12 protein-coding genes are annotated in these 12,393 nt (G+C 71.3%); 6 read left to right on the forward strand and 6 right to left on the reverse strand.

The window, feature by feature from the left end; all coding sequences use genetic code 11:
* The first annotated feature begins 65 nt into the window (after positions 1–65).
* Both RR49_RS07285 and RR49_RS07290 read left to right on the forward strand, forming a co-directional pair.
* Positions 66–581, forward strand: coding sequence for a hypothetical protein (locus RR49_RS07285; RefSeq protein WP_045247415.1), 516 nt, complete (start codon positions 66–68; stop codon positions 579–581).
* A gap of 86 nt (positions 582–667) precedes the next feature.
* Positions 668–1,762: a heparan-alpha-glucosaminide N-acetyltransferase domain-containing protein gene (locus RR49_RS07290; protein ID WP_045247416.1), complete on the forward strand. Its 1,095-nt coding sequence runs from the start codon at positions 668–670 to the stop codon at positions 1,760–1,762.
* Here RR49_RS07290 and RR49_RS07295 read toward each other — a convergent pair.
* Together RR49_RS07295 and RR49_RS07300 are read right to left on the reverse strand one after the other, a co-directional pair.
* The gene (locus RR49_RS07295; protein ID WP_048809110.1) at positions 1,731–2,063 is read right to left on the reverse strand and encodes a hypothetical protein; all 333 of its coding nucleotides are present in this window, start codon (positions 2,061–2,063) and stop codon (positions 1,731–1,733) included. The genes RR49_RS07290 and RR49_RS07295 overlap by 32 nt on opposite strands.
* Positions 2,060–2,728 carry an alpha/beta hydrolase gene (locus RR49_RS07300; protein ID WP_045247418.1) on the reverse strand — a complete coding sequence of 223 codons (669 nt, stop codon included), beginning with the start codon at positions 2,726–2,728 and terminating at the stop codon, positions 2,060–2,062. The genes RR49_RS07295 and RR49_RS07300 overlap by 4 nt, the downstream gene beginning before the upstream one ends.
* 101 nt (positions 2,729–2,829) lie before the next feature.
* On the opposite strand from RR49_RS07300, the gene RR49_RS07305 reads away from it, so the two are divergent.
* Genes RR49_RS07305 through RR49_RS07315 form a run of 3 tightly spaced genes read left to right on the forward strand, consistent with a single transcriptional unit; the run spans position 2,830 to position 6,443 of the window.
* Positions 2,830–3,465 (forward strand): NUDIX hydrolase family protein, encoded by a 636-nt coding sequence (locus RR49_RS07305; protein ID WP_045247419.1) that lies wholly within the window; start codon positions 2,830–2,832, stop codon positions 3,463–3,465.
* Positions 3,466–3,486: 21 nt separating this feature from the next.
* Positions 3,487–5,397: a M3 family metallopeptidase gene (locus RR49_RS07310; protein WP_045247420.1), complete on the forward strand. Its 1,911-nt coding sequence runs from the start codon at positions 3,487–3,489 to the stop codon at positions 5,395–5,397.
* On the forward strand, positions 5,394–6,443 hold the full coding sequence (locus tag RR49_RS07315) for an FUSC family protein (protein ID WP_048809112.1): 1,050 nt from the start codon (positions 5,394–5,396) through the stop codon (positions 6,441–6,443). Before RR49_RS07310 ends, RR49_RS07315 begins: the two co-directional genes overlap by 4 nt.
* Before the next feature lie 84 nt (positions 6,444–6,527).
* Here RR49_RS07315 and RR49_RS07320 read toward each other — a convergent pair whose 3' ends face one another.
* Both RR49_RS07320 and RR49_RS07325 read right to left on the reverse strand, forming a co-directional pair.
* Positions 6,528–7,598 carry a threonine aldolase family protein gene (locus tag RR49_RS07320; protein WP_045247421.1) on the reverse strand — a complete coding sequence of 357 codons (1,071 nt, stop codon included), beginning with the start codon at positions 7,596–7,598 and terminating at the stop codon, positions 6,528–6,530.
* Positions 7,599–7,628: 30 nt separating this feature from the next.
* Positions 7,629–9,041 carry a DUF6421 family protein gene (locus RR49_RS07325; RefSeq protein ID WP_048809113.1) on the reverse strand — a complete coding sequence of 471 codons (1,413 nt, stop codon included), beginning with the start codon at positions 9,039–9,041 and terminating at the stop codon, positions 7,629–7,631.
* 128 nt (positions 9,042–9,169) lie between these two features.
* On the opposite strand from RR49_RS07325, the gene RR49_RS07330 reads away from it, so the two are divergent.
* The gene (locus RR49_RS07330; protein ID WP_045247422.1) at positions 9,170–9,658 is read left to right on the forward strand and encodes an Lrp/AsnC family transcriptional regulator; all 489 of its coding nucleotides are present in this window, start codon (positions 9,170–9,172) and stop codon (positions 9,656–9,658) included.
* Between the two features lie 182 nt (positions 9,659–9,840).
* Here RR49_RS07330 and RR49_RS07335 read toward each other — a convergent pair whose 3' ends face one another.
* Together RR49_RS07335 and RR49_RS07340 are read right to left on the reverse strand one after the other, a co-directional pair.
* Positions 9,841–11,151, reverse strand: coding sequence for an aspartate aminotransferase family protein (locus RR49_RS07335; protein WP_045247423.1), 1,311 nt, complete (start codon positions 11,149–11,151; stop codon positions 9,841–9,843).
* 72 nt (positions 11,152–11,223) lie between these two features.
* A complete protein-coding gene (locus RR49_RS07340) occupies positions 11,224–12,369 on the reverse strand; it encodes an ABC transporter substrate-binding protein (RefSeq protein ID WP_045247424.1) in 1,146 nt (381 codons plus the stop codon).
* Positions 12,370–12,393: the final 24 nt, after the last annotated feature.

Consider the following 12,393-nt stretch of genomic DNA (forward strand, 5'->3'; position numbering starts at 1 on the left):
TATCTTCGCGCCGGGCGCCGACATCGACGCCCGGTTGCGCCGCACCCCGTTGCTATGGTGTGGCTATGACAGCGGCACGCGGGCGGAGTGCAGCGATCGCCGTCGCCGTCGCCGGCACCGTGCTCGTCATCGCCTATGCGGCGCTCGCCGCGGTTCAGGTACTCGTGCTCAATCCGCTCGCCGCCTGGCCTGGCTCCGATCTGGCCGCGATCCGCGCCGACGTCGAGGCCGCCGGCGAGTCGCTCGACGAACTCACGGTCGGCATCGTGCTCGGGATCGGCGTGGCACTCGCGGTCGTGATGCTGGTCGTCGTGATCGTCGAGCGGTCCGCGGGGGTGCTGGCCGCCACGGCGATCTACCTCGCGCTGCTCGTGCTCGGGGAGCCGGCGTACATCTTCGCGTCGTTCGGCGCCGGCATGGCGCTGGCCGACACCTACGGCATCGCCGGTGCCGACGCGTCGCCGTGGGCCATGCCCCTGCACGTGACGAGCCTGCTCGCGCTCCTCGGTCTCGTGGTCGTCGGGGTGGTCGCAGTGGGTCGACGACTGCGTCGCACGCCCGCGGCTCCCACCCCGGCCTGATCCGCCGTCGCGCGGCCCGCAACATCCTCGACATGCGGCCTCGCTAGCATGGCCGCACGCTCCACCCCCCCGGAGAAGAAGAGCGGATGTCGCACCCCCTCCAGACCGCATCCCATGCCCCGGTCGCGCCCCGGCGTCAGATCGGTCGCCTCGTTGTGCCCGATGTGCTCCGCGGCATCGCGATCGTCGCGATGCTCATCGCCCACGCCGACGGAGCCCTGCTGCGCGGGATGCCGGCGCCCATCGACCTCGCGATGGACGAACTGAACGACCTGGCGTCCCCGCTGTTCGCGTTCGTCATGGGGATCTCCGCACAGCTGGTGTGGGATCGCACCGTTCCCGGTCGGCGGGGCGTCGTCGTGGTGCAGCAGATGGCGCGCGGGGTCATCCTCATCGTGCTCGGTGTCTGGCTCGCCGCGTGGGGCGGATGGGTCGACGTCGTGCTCGCCTACCTCGGCGTGCTGCTCATCGTCGCGGCGCCGCTGCTCGTGCTCTCCTCGGTGTGGATCGTCGGCATCGCGGCGGCGCTCGTTCTGCTCGCCGAGCCGCTCGTGCAGACCGCCCAGCTCCTGCTCGGGCCTGCGGTCGCCGACCTCTCGGTGCCGATCGCGGCGGATGCCGCGCGGTGGGTCGCCCTCGGCGCCAACTACCGCCTGCTGAGTCTTCTGCCGATGTTCCTGCTCGGTGTGCTCGCCGCACGTCGTGGAATGCCCGCGGGGGCCGCGCTCGGCCCGATCGCCGGCGTCGGGCTGATGCTCGCCGCGGTGGAGCCGATCGCGACCGCGACCCTTCCCGGCGGATGGCCGTCGGGCGGGTGGATCGACACAGCCCACGACCTCGCGCTCGTGCTGCTCGTCTACGCGGGGGTGGCCGGCCTCGCGGGCGTGCGCTCACCCGCCCTGCGGAGGGTGCTGCGGGTGCTGGCGGTGCCCCTGCGGGCGTGCGGTTCGGTCGCGCTGAGCCTGTATGTGCTGCAGATCGCCCTCATCGCGTGGTGGTGGTCGATGGGCATCGGATACCAGCGCACCGAATGGGGACTGTGGCTGGTGCTCGTGCCGGGGCTCGTGCTGATCGGGCTCGGGTGGTGGCGCGTCGTCGGCCTCGGCCCGATCGAATGGCTGCTCGGCGCCGTCACCGGGCGTTATCGCCTCATCGGTCGGCCGCAGTCCGGCGAACGCTGAGCCGCCCCAGCAGGAACGCGGTCACGGCGAGCGCGACGCCGGTGAGTGTGAGCGTGGGGATCAGCCACGGGGACACCGCCATCCACGCTGCGACGGGCGAGTACACCGACGTGCTGAGTGGCTGGTAGGCGAACCAGCCGAACGACGTCCCACCTGGCGCCTGCGCGGCGATCGCGACCGCACCTACGGCGGCGCCAACGGTCACCACGCCGGCCACGATCGTCGCCGCGATCAACCCCCGTCTCGACGTGGGCGCGCCATCGCCGTGATGCAGACGTCGCCGTGCGGGTGTCCCTCTCATGCCGACGCCTCGCCGATGTCGCCGAGTCGTGCCACGAGGAACGCGTGCACGTCGGCCAGCTCCGCCTCCGAGACGCTGTGGGTGAGGCCGGGATACACACGGCCGCTCAGCGCGACGACGTCGGGGAGCCACCGCACGGTGTGCTCGACGAGCGCCGCCGGAATGACCTCGTCGCGCGCGCCGCGGCCCCAGAACACCGGCGGGCGCAGCCGGGCGAGCTCGGTGTCGGTCGGCAGCCCGCCGGGTGCGACGTAGCCCGACAGGTTCACCGCGAACGCGAAGCGCTCGGGGCGCAGTCGCAGCGCCTGTAGCGACACCGCCGCGCCCTGCGAGAACCCGAGGAGACCGACGGATGCCGCGGCATCCACGTTCTCGTCGACCCAGTCGAGCACGCGCTCGGCGGCCGCGGTGATCGCCGCCGGGTCACGGCCGTCGAGGTCGTCGATGGGATACCAGCGGTGGCCCGACATCGGCCACGGAGCGGGCATCGGCGCGCGCAGCGAGACGCCCAGGTACTCGGACGGGAGGGAGGGGAGCAGGCCCACCAGGTCGTTCTCATCCGAGCCGTAGCCGTGAAGAAGCAACAGCACAGGCCGGTCGCCGCGGTCGGACAGCGGGGCGGCGTAGCGCACGGCGCTGCCGTCGAGGGGTGGGATCTCGCTCACGCCCCCATCCTGCCGCACCGCCCCGACACGGCGGCATCCGTTCTGCGTCGCCGGCCCCGGTCGACATCTGTGCGTCACACGCGGTGGGGTATACAGGAGGCATGGCGGTGCGAACTCCCGATCCCGACCCCTCGGAGGGGAACGACGACGCGCGCGGCGAGGTGCCGCGCGACCCGTTCCGATCGTTCGCCGGCGGTTTCGCCGAGTCGGGCGGCGGCCCGAACCCGGCATGGCTCACCGACGTCGAGCTCACCGAGGCACGACGTCGACTGCCGATGCTCTACGTCGAGGCGCTGCCCGTGCGCACCGACGGCGTCGGCACCGTGACGCAGGTGGGCATCCTGCTGCGTGCGACGCCGCTGGGTGAGATCACCCGCACGCTGGTGTCGGGGCGGGTGCGCTACGGCGAGACCGTGCGCGACGCTCTGTTCCGGCACCTCGAGAACGACCTCGGGCCGATGGCCTTCCCGCTGCTTCCGCCCCAGCCGAACCCGTTCACGGTGGCCGAGTACTTCCCGATCCCCGGTGTCAGCGCCTTCTACGACGAGCGTCAGCACGCTGTGTCGCTCGCGTTCGTCGTGCCGGTCACGGGCACGTGCGAGCCGCGCCAGGATGCTCTCGAGGTCACCTGGATGACGCCGGAGGAGGCGGCATCCGACACGCTCTCGGCCGAGATGGAGGGCGGCCGCGGCACGCTCATCCGTCTGGCGCTCGCGAGCGTCGGCGCACTGCGCTGAGGCGCCCCCTAGGCTCGAAGGGTGAGAGAGCCGCTGCAGTTCCCTGAGGCCGCCGACGCGTGGCTCCCGTTCGTGACCGCCTTCGCCGCCGACCGCACCGCGGTCGTCTCCGACGTCGACTGGCGCCTCGTGCAGGATGCCTCGCTCGCACCGATCGAGCGGCTGGAGCTGTGGAACGAGGCGGACATCGCGCTCGGCGAGCTGCTCGGCGCCGCCTACCTGATCAGCGAGTCGCACCCGGACGCGGCCGTGCGCGAGGCCGCCGAGTCGGCCGCGCAGGAGGCCGAGGCGCTCGCCGCCGCCCGCCTGCTGAACCCCGACCTGTGGGCGGTGTTCGCCGCCGCGGATGCCGCGGCCCTCCACCCGCTCGAGCAGCGCCTGCTGTCCCACATCCGCCGCGACTTCCGCCGCGGCGGCGTCGACCTCGACGCCGAGACCCGCGAGCGGGTGCGCTCCCTCGTCGAACGTGACACCGCGCTGAGCCTGGCGTTCTCCCGCAACATCCGTGACGGCCGTCGTGAGATCCGCGTGCCCGCCGAGGGGCTCGCGGGTCTCCCGCAGGACTTCATCGACGCGCATCCGGTCGACGAGGACGGCTTCGTGACCCTCACGACCGACTACACCGACCTCATGCCGGTGCGCGAGTACGCGCGGGTGCGCGAGACCCGCCTCGCCCTCGTCGCCGCCTACAACGACCTCGCCTGGCCCGACAACGAGTCGGTGCTCGCCGAGCTGCTCGAGGTGCGCGCCGAGCGCGCCCGCCTGCTCGGCTACGCCGACTGGGCCGAGTACGAGACCGAGACCCGCATGATCGGCTCGGGCGCCGCGATCCCGGCGTTCCTCGAGCGCCTCGACATCGCGAGCGACCTCGCTTCGTCCGCCGAGTACGACCGCGTGCTCGCGCGCCTGCGGCAGGACGCCCCCGACGTCGACGAGGTCACGATCGCCGACTTCTGGTACGTGCTGGGCGCGATCAAGCGCGAGGAGTACGACGTCGACGCGCAGCTGGTGCGCTCCTACTTCCCGTTCGAGCGGGTGCGCGACGGCATCCTCGACGTCACCGGGCGCCTGCTCGACATCGAGTACGTGCCGGTCGCGGCGCCCACGTGGCATCCGGATGTCGCGTCCTACGACGTCGTGCGCGGCGGCACGGCGCTCGGACGCATCCATCTCGACCTGCACCCGCGCCCCGGCAAGTACAGCCACGCCGCCTGTTTCCCGCTCGTCCCGGGAATCAAGGGGCGGCAGCTGCCCGAGGCGGTGCTGCTGTGCAACTTCTCGCGCGGGCTGCTCGAACACGACGAGGTCGTCACGTTCTTCCACGAGTTCGGGCACCTGGTGCACGACATCCTCGCGGGCGGGCAGCGCTGGGCGCGGTTCACGGGCATCCAGACCGAGTGGGACTTCGTCGAGGCGCCGAGCCAGCTGCTCGAGGAGTGGGCCTGGGACGCGGACGTGCTCGGGTCGTTCGCGGCGAACGCCGCCGGCGAGCCGATCCCCGCGGACCTCGTCGCCCGCATGCGCACCGCCGACGCCTTCGGCCGCGCGCTCGAGGTGCGCCGCCAGCTCGGTCACGCGACGGTCTCGTACCGATTGCACGTCGACAGGCCGGGCGACCTGCAGGGCGCGACCGAGCGGCTCTACGCCTCGACGAGCCCGGTGCAGCCGCTGCGCGGTGTGCATCCGTATGCCGGGTTCGGCCACCTCACGGGGTACGGCGCCTGCTACTACACGTATCAGTGGAGCCTCGTCATCGCTCGCGATCTGCTGTCGGCGTTCGACGGCGATCTGATGAACCCGGATGCCGCGGCCCGCTACCGCACCGAGGTGCTCGAGCGCGGCGGCACCCGCGACGCGCGCGAGCTCGTCGAGGAGTTCCTCGGCCGGCCGTTCGCGTTCGACGCCTATCGGGCGTGGCTCGCGGGCGAATGACCGGCACACCGCGCCCCGACGCCCCGACCGGGGTCATGCGGGCTGTGCTGCGCGTCGGGCCGAGCGGTGGCGCACACCGCGTGGCGCTTCGGGTGGCGGTCAGCCTCGCCGTCCCGCTCGTCGTGCTGTGGGCGCTCGGACGCCTCGACCTCAGCATCTACGCCACCTTCGGCACGTTCGCCTCGCTCTACGGCCGCTTCGACCGCTACGGTGACCGGCTGCGCATGCAGCTGGCGGCGGGCATACAGATCATCGTGACGATGACGATCGGCACCGTACTGTCGGCCGTGGGCGTCGACGACGTCGTGCGCGTGATCGTGGTCGCGGTCATGGCCGCGCTCGTGACGGTGCTGGCCCACCGTGCGCGCTGGCATCCGCCGGGCGCCCTGTTCACGGTTTTCGCGGGCGGCGCGGCGGCCAGCATCCCCGCGACGTTCGCCACCCTGCCCGAGCCTGCGATCATCGGTGGCGCTGCTGTCGCCTGGACGCTGCTCGTGACCGGTGCCCTCGCGGCGTGGGGCACGCTGCGGCGCGGCGCCGCACCGCGCTCCGTACGGCCCGCGCCACCGTCCTACCGGTCCGCCTGGGAGCTCGGCGCCACGGCCGGCATCGGCACCCTGCTCGCCGGCCTCACGGGTCTCGCCCTCCTCGGCACTCACTGGTACTGGGCGATGGTCGCGGCGGTGGCAGCCCTCGGTGGCGCGCACCTGAACGCGCGGGTCGCCCGTGGCATCCAGCGACTCGTCGGCACGCTCGTCGGCGTCGTGCTCGCCGCAGGACTGCTCGCATTGCACCTGCCACCGCTCGCCACGATCGCCGTCGCCGTCGTCTGCCAGGTCGGGGCCGAGCTGTTCGTCGGCCGCAACTACGGCATCACGATGGTGTTCGTCACCCCGCTCGCGCTGTCGATGGTCGAGCTGGCCGCCCCGACCTCGCCGCAGGAGCTGCTCGTCGACCGGGTGCTCGACACGCTCATCGGCGTGGTGATCGGCACGATCGTGGCCGTCGTGTGGGCGCAGCTGCGCTCGCGCCGGCCCGCGGGCTGAGGGCCTGTCCGCCCCGTGCGCTGACTGCGCCTGCGCAGGCGCGCGCTCACCGCGACCCCGCGGATGGCGCCCAGGCCCTGGGGTCTAGGCCGCCGACGTCTCCCGCGCGATCGCCGCGACGAACGCGTCGATGTCAAGCTCGCTGGTGTCGAAGGAGCACATCCAGCGCACCTCGCGGCGCGACGCATCCCAGTCGTAGAAACGGAACGACCTGCGCAGCCGGTCGGCGACGCCCTCGGGGAGCACCGCGAACAGGCCGTTGGCCTGCGTCGGCTGCGTGAACGAGACGCCCGAGATGGACCCGTCGGCAAGCCCCGCCTCGACCCCGGCGCGCAGGCGCTCGGCCATCGCGTTCGCGTGGCGGGCGTTGCGCTGCCACAGGTCGCCGTCGTAGAGGGCCAGCAGCTGCGCCGAGACGAAGCGCATCTTCGAGGCGAGCTGCATGTTGAGCTTGCGGAGGTACGGCAGACCCTCGGATGCCGCGGCATCCAGCACCACCACGGCCTCCGCCGCGAGCGCCCCGTTCTTGGTGCCGCCGAGGCTCAGCACGTCGACGCCGACGTCGCGGGTGAACGCGGCGAGCGGCAGGTCGAGGGCGGCGGCCGCGTTGGAGATGCGTGCGCCGTCGAGGTGCAGGCGCATGCCGTGGCCGTGCGCGCGGTCGGCGAGCGCCCGGATCTCGTCGGGCGTGTAGAGCGTGCCGAGTTCGGTCGACTGGGTGATCGAGACGACGAGCGGCTGCGCGCGGTGCTCGTCGCCCCAGCCCCAGGCCTCGCGGTCCACGAGCTCGGGGGTGAGCTTGCCGTCGTCGGTGGGCACGGAGAGGATCTTGATGCCGGCGACCTTCTCGGGCGCCCCGCCCTCGTCGACGTTGATGTGCGCTGTCGACGCCGCGATCACCGCGCCCCACCGCGGCAGCATCGACTGCAGGCCGGTCACGTTCGCGCCGGTGCCGTTGAACACCGGGAACGCCGCGGCATCCGCCCCGAAGTGCCCCCGCACGACGTGTTGGAGGCGCTCGGTGTAGGCGTCCTCGCCGTAGGAGATCTGATGCCCGCCGTTCGCCGCGGCGAGGGCGGCGAGCACCTCGGGGTGCACACCGGAGTAGTTGTCGGAGGCGAATCCGCGCACGGCGGTGTCATGCAGGGTGTCCATGGTCACTCCAGCCTAGAAGCGCGGGCGTGCTCAGTCGGTGCCGCGGATGCCGCGGGTCGACGCGATCACGGTGCGCATCTTCTTCTCGAGCGCCTCGTAGAACATCGACAACGGGAACTCGTCGTCGAGCACCGCGTCGGTGTAGCCCGAGGGCGCCCCGGCGAGCACATCGCGATCGAGGCCTGCGGCCCAGCGCGATGCGGGGTGAGGGGTGACGACCGACGCGACGAGGTCGTAGGCGGCGAGCCAGTGCGCGACCTTCGGGCGGTCGATCGAGCGCCAGTAGAGCTCGTCGATCGCCTCGCCGAGGGCGACGACCGCGTCGGGCACGCCGTCCCAGTCGAAGGTCAGCGCGGTGTCGGTCCAGTGCAGCACGCCGCGCTGGTGCAGCCAGGCGAACAGCAGCTGGCCGCCGAGCCCGTCGTAGTTGCGTACGCGGGTGCCGGTGATCGCGAAGCGGAAGATGCGGTCGAAGATCACCGCGTACTGCACGAGCGGCGCGTGCTCGAGGATGGCGCGGGCCGCGGCATCCAGCTCGTCTCCGTCGTCGATGCGGGCCGACAGTGCGCGCTCGAGGGCGACCGCCTCACGGAAGGCGGTGAGGTCGCAGCGCAGCTCCTCGAGCGAGTAGAGGAAGTAGGGCATGCGCTGCTTGATCATGAACGGGTCGAACGGCAGGTCACCGCGCATGTGGGTGCGGTCGTGGATGAGATCCCACATCACGAACGTCTGCTCGGCGAGGGCCTGGTCGGCGACCAGGGCGGCGGCGCCCGCGGGGAGGTCGAGCTTGGTGATCTCGGATGCCGCGGCCACCACCCGCCGGAACCGGGCCGCCTCACGGTCCTGGAAGATCGCGCCCCACGTGAACGTCGGGATCTCCCGCATCGCGACCGTCTCCGGGAAGAGCACGGCCGAGTCGGTGTCGTAGCCGGGCGTGAAGTCGAGCAGCCGCAGCGACAGGAACAGCCGGTTCGTGTAGGTCTGCTCGAGGCGGTCGACGAACTCGGGCCAGATGACCTCGCACACGAGCGCCTCGAGGTGGCGGGCACGGGAGCCGTTCTGGGTGTACATCGGGAAGACGACGAGGTGACGCAGGCCATCGACCCGGTGCCGCTGCGGCTGGAACGCGACGAGCGCGTCGAGGAAGTCGGGCACGCCCAGGCCGTCGTCGCTCCAGCGGGCGAGGTCGACGACGAGCGCGTCGAGATAGGCGGCGTCGTGGGGGAAGCGCGGCGCGAGCGCGTGCACGGCGGCGATGACCTCGCGCACGTGCGCACGGGCCGTCTCGAGATCGGATGCCGCGGCCACCGCGCCGTCGGCGCCCTGCAGCTGCTGCAGCGCGGTCGCCGCGTCCTTCAGGGCGAGCCACGCCGGGTCGCGCTCGACGCCGTGGGCGAGAGCGGGATCGATCGCGATGTCGGGGGTGATCGCGGTGACGGACATGAGGCCTCCGATCGGCGCACGGGGGAGAAACAGGGATCTGATTCCATACTAACGGAATACTTACGGCAATTCGCGCTTCATGCCGGAAATCTTCCGATGGACCGACATGCCGCTGGTAGTCTCGCGACATGGCCGACGCCGCGACATCCGCCCCCGACGACTCGCCCGTTCCCGTCGAGGACGCGACCGACCTCGAGATCGTGCGCGCCGTGCTCGCCGACGGACGCGTCACCCTCGCACAGCTCGGCGAGCGGGTCGGCCTGTCGGTCTCCGCCGTGCAGTCGCGGCTGCGCAAGCTCGAGACCCGCGGGGTCATCACCGGCTACCGCGCCGTCGTCGACCCCGAGGCCGTCGGCAAGCCGCTCGCCGCCCTCGTCGAGATCACCCCGCTCGACCCCGGACAGCCCGACGACGCCCCTGAGAGGCTCGCGCACATCGCCGAGATCGAGGCCTGCCACTCGATCGCCGGCGACGCGAGCTACATCCTCTTCGTGCGCGTCGCGACGCCCCGCGACCTCGAGACGCTGATCCGCGACATCCGTCAGACGGCCGGCGTCTCGACCCGCACGACCGTCGTGCTGCAGACGTTCTTCGAGAACCGCCCGCTCGCCGTCTGACCGCGGCGGGCTCTGCCGCGCCGCCGTGCGGGCTCGGCCCGCCGCGGCACAACGTCGGAACTTTCCGCGGACGCGCCGCGCCGCGGCATCCACTCACGGTGTGTCGGTGAGAATCTCCGACATTGTGCGGGTGTGAGGGCGACCGGGGGTGCGTCGCGGATGCCGCGGCCCCCGGGCACCTGTCACGACACCAGCGTCAGCACCTCGTCGTAGGCGGCGAAGGCCTCGGCCACCTCGTCGTCGGTGACGATGCAGGGCGGCACCACGTGGATGCGGTTGTCCTGCACGAACGGCAGCAGCCCGCGGGCGAGCAGCTCCTTCTTGATCGCGCCCATCGTGGCCGCCGGCAGCGGCTCCCGGGTGGCGCGGTCGGCGACGAGCTCCATCGCCCAGAAGACGCCGGTGCCGCGCACCTCGCCGATCGCGGCGTGCTTCTCCGCGAGTTCCGCCAGGCGGGGTGCGATCGAGTCCTCCCCGATGCGGCGCGCATTCTCGACGATGCCCTCGGCCTTCATCGCATCGATCGTCGCGACCGCGGCCGCCGTCGCGAGCGGATGTCCCGAATAGGTGAGTCCGCCCGGGAAGACCCGCTCGTCGAACTGCGACGCGATCGCGTCGGAGATGATGACGCCGCCGAGCGGCACGTAGCCCGAGTTCACGCCCTTCGCGAAGGTGATGAGGTCGGGGCGCACATCGAAGTCCTCGAAGGCGAACCAGCGCCCGGTGCGACCGAACCCGGCCATCACCTCGTCGAGGATCAGCACGATGTCGTAGCGGTCGCAGATCTCCCGCACCCCCGCGAGGTAGCCGGGCGGAGGCACCATGACGCCCGCGGTGCCCGGGATCGACTCCAGCAGGATCGCCGCGACCGTGGATGGGCCCTCCGCCTGGATGACGCGCTCGAGGTGGTGCAGCGCCCGGGCCGACTCCTCCTCGGGGGTCGTGGCCCAGAACTCGCTGCGGTAGAGATACGGGCCGAACACGTGCACGTGTCCGCGGGCGAACTCGTTCGGGATGCGGCGCCAGTCACCCGTCGCGACGATCGCCGCCCCGGTGTTGCCGTGATACGAGCGGTAGCGCGAGATGACCTTGTCGCGCCCGGTGACCAGCCGCGCCATGCGGATGGCGTTCTCGTTCGCGTCGGCGCCGCCGTTGGTGAAGAACACCTTCTCGAAGCCGTCGGGCGCGAGTCCCGCGATGCGCTCCGCCGCCTGCCCGCGGGTGAAGTTCGCCGTCGACGGAGCGATGGTCGTCAGCAGCTCCGCCTGGGCGACGATGCCCGCGACGACGGCCGGATGCTGGTGGCCGATGTTCACGTTGACGAGCTGGCTCGAGAAGTCGAGGTAGGTGCGACCCGAGTGGTCCCACACGCGGGTGCCGGCGCCGCCGGCGATGACGAGGGGCGCGAGGGATCCCTGCGCCGACCACGAGTGGAAGACGTGGGCACGGTCGAGTTCGCTCGTGAGGGTGTCGAGGGTGGGGTCGCTGCTCATGGGGTGCTTTCGTGTCTGATTCGGTGATGCGGGGGCCCGGGCGGACAACGACCCGGGCCCCCGCGCGGCGGCTTAGTTGCCGCCCTCCTTGAGGGTGACCGTGAGGGGAGTGAAGCCACTGCCCGTCACGTCCACGCCCTCGGCCTTCAATTCGTCCAGCGCCTTCTGCACGTACTCGTTCGAGTACGCCGTCGACGGCGGATCCTTCGTGATGATCGTCGAGCCGGTCTCGTTCTTCGTGTTGAGGGCGATGCCGACCGTCTGGTCCCACTGGTTCTTGTTGATGATGCCGATTCCGCTCGTCGAAGGCCAGATCAGCTTGTTGACCTCGTTGGTCATCCACAGCTGGTGGCTGGTGCCGAGGGTGGACCCGGCCTGGGTCACGATGTCCGCCGCCTGCTGCGGGTTGTCGCGGGCGTAGATCCATCCCTCGATCGACGCCTTGATGAACTTCACCGCGGTGTCGGCGTACGCCGGGTCGCTCGAGAGCTTCGCGGTGTCGGCCCAGATGGCGTCCTGCAGCATCGCGGTGCCGTAGTCGTTCCAGTTGATGACGTTCAGGTCGCTCGGCTGGTACAGCTTGCCGGTGGCGGGGTTGATCGTCTCGAGCACCTGCGCGTACTCGTTGTACGTCATGGCCTGTGCCGCGTCGATGTCACCGGACAGGAATCCGTTCATGTCGAACGCCTGCTGCACGAGGGTGATGTCCTTCGTGGTGTCGATTCCGGCCTTCTGCATGCCGGCGAACAGCTCCCACTCGTTGCCGTAGCCCCAGCTGCCGACCTTCTTGCCCTTGAGGTCGGCGGGCGTGGTGATGCCCTTGTCCTTGAAGGAGATCTGCGTGGTGCCCGAGCGCTCGAAGATCTGCGCGATGTCGGTGACGTTCGTGCCCTTCTCGATCGAGCCGAGCACCTTCGGCACCCAGGAGATCGCGAAGTCGGCGTCGCCGGAGGCGAGCACGTCGATCGGCACCGTGTCGGTGCCGGCCTCCTTGATCGTGACGTCGAGGCCTTCCTTCTCGTAGAACCCCTGGGCGACGGCGGCGTAGTACCCCGCGAACTGCGCCTGCGGAACCCACTGCAGCTGCAGGGTCACGTGGGTGAGTCCCGCGCTGCTGCTCGACGACGGGGTCGACGACGTGGAACACGCGCTCAGCGTGATCGCCGCGACGACGCCGGCGGCGCCGAGCGCCAGCATCCTTCGTGTGCTGTGCTTCATGGTGCTTCTCCTCTCGGTGGTGCA

This window comes from Microbacterium ginsengisoli, from assembly GCF_000956535.1.
Taxonomy (GTDB): Bacteria; Actinomycetota; Actinomycetes; order Actinomycetales; family Microbacteriaceae; genus Microbacterium; species Microbacterium ginsengisoli.

Excerpts from the sequence above, each read along its gene's own strand:
- RR49_RS07305 (WP_045247419.1), top strand. The coding sequence starts at position 2,830 with ATGGCGGTGCGAACTCCCGATCCCGACCCCTCGGAGGGGAACGACGAC.
- RR49_RS07340 (WP_045247424.1), bottom strand. The coding sequence starts at position 12,369 with ATGAAGCACAGCACACGAAGGATGCTGGCGCTCGGCGCCGCCGGCGTC.
- RR49_RS07295 (WP_048809110.1), bottom strand. The coding sequence starts at position 2,063 with ATGAGAGGGACACCCGCACGGCGACGTCTGCATCACGGCGATGGCGCG.
- RR49_RS07325 (WP_048809113.1), bottom strand. The coding sequence starts at position 9,041 with ATGTCCGTCACCGCGATCACCCCCGACATCGCGATCGATCCCGCTCTC.
- RR49_RS07285 (WP_045247415.1), top strand. The coding sequence starts at position 66 with ATGACAGCGGCACGCGGGCGGAGTGCAGCGATCGCCGTCGCCGTCGCC.
- RR49_RS07290 (WP_045247416.1), top strand. The coding sequence starts at position 668 with ATGTCGCACCCCCTCCAGACCGCATCCCATGCCCCGGTCGCGCCCCGG.
- RR49_RS07335 (WP_045247423.1), bottom strand. The coding sequence starts at position 11,151 with ATGAGCAGCGACCCCACCCTCGACACCCTCACGAGCGAACTCGACCGT.
- RR49_RS07330 (WP_045247422.1), top strand. The coding sequence starts at position 9,170 with ATGGCCGACGCCGCGACATCCGCCCCCGACGACTCGCCCGTTCCCGTC.
- RR49_RS07320 (WP_045247421.1), bottom strand. The coding sequence starts at position 7,598 with ATGGACACCCTGCATGACACCGCCGTGCGCGGATTCGCCTCCGACAAC.
- RR49_RS07315 (WP_048809112.1), top strand. The coding sequence starts at position 5,394 with ATGACCGGCACACCGCGCCCCGACGCCCCGACCGGGGTCATGCGGGCT.